The 1,038-nt window shown below is 47.5% G+C and carries 3 protein-coding genes; all 3 read right to left on the bottom strand.

The genetic code is table 11. The annotated features are described in order from the left end of the window. A partial coding sequence (locus tag J4D97_RS23015; RefSeq protein WP_208309630.1) for an STAS domain-containing protein occupies positions 1 to 213 on the bottom strand: 213 nt, incomplete at its 3' end. Continuing rightward, a complete protein-coding gene (locus J4D97_RS23010; RefSeq protein ID WP_185280762.1) occupies positions 210 to 683 on the bottom strand; it encodes a Fur family transcriptional regulator in 474 nt (157 codons plus the stop codon). The genes J4D97_RS23015 and J4D97_RS23010, both read right to left, overlap by 4 nt. A 144-nt stretch (positions 684 to 827) precedes the next feature. After that, positions 828 to 1,038: ACT domain-containing protein (locus tag J4D97_RS23005; protein WP_208309629.1), on the bottom strand; the 211-nt coding region annotated here is incomplete at its 5' end.

Genomic DNA, 1,038 nt, shown 5'->3' with positions numbered 1-1,038 from the left:
ATTGCGAAATTTGGTCAAAACGGATACCAGCACACCGATGCCGGTGCTATTGATGAAACGCACGGCGGACAGGTCGATGGCACAGAAGCGGATAGCTTCCCCCAAGTATCCGTTGACGATTTGCAGGATTTGCTGGGAATCGGGACTCCCAAGCAGGTCGCCGGAGAGGCGCAGGTACAAAATGCCATCTTCGACGGCAGAGCTACTATTCATTCGGCTGAAGAGTGGGCTGCGGCTTTTGCACGGCAGTCGCCGCACACCCCATAGAGGTTCAAGGAGTGGTGCAAGATATGGAAATTCAAAAGTTCACCGACCATTGTCTGGATACCGTGAATACGTGGGTCGCAGAACTCGACTACTTTGTGGCACTCTGTGCAGATGACGTGGTCGTGCTGGCGGTAGCCGTAGGACTTCTCATACTGCGCCAAGTTGCGGCCAAACTGATGCTTACTCACCAAACCGTGTTCCACCAACAAATCCAGTGTGTTATAGACGGTAGCGCGGCTTACTTGCAGTCCTCTTGTCTTCATACCCGCGAACAATTCTTCCACATCAAAGTGACCTGTGCGGGAGTAAATTTCCTCTAAAATGGCATAACGCTCCGACGTTTTGCGCAATCCTTTATTTTCAAGGTAGGCGGTGAAGATTTTCTTCACTTCCTCAAATTTTTCTTTGTCAAGCATTGAATGGCCCTCTTAGGAAGGTAGGTTGAATTGATAATTATGACATGACTTCAACATTCTATTCGTCATCCACTTCTCAACTTAACCCTACTTCTTTTATACCTTTTTAGACTTTCGATTTTTATTTATGCTTTTATGCGCTTTTCAGCGAACTGTATCAAACCGTTCGACGCCTAGTACGCCCCGTACTTTACTCAGGCGCTGAATCATCTTGTTGAGGTGATCTGTGTCATTCACAAACACCATGATCTGCCCCTCGAACATTCCGTCGTTGCTATCAACGGTAATGGAGCGCATGTTTACTTTCAAGCTGTTGGAAATCACCTTGGTCACATCGTTAATCAAACCCATACGG

Source organism: Hymenobacter defluvii (assembly GCF_017589435.1).
GTDB classification, from domain to species: domain Bacteria; phylum Bacteroidota; class Bacteroidia; order Cytophagales; family Hymenobacteraceae; genus Hymenobacter; species Hymenobacter profundi.
This window is presented reverse-complemented; position numbering and strand designations above follow the sequence as displayed.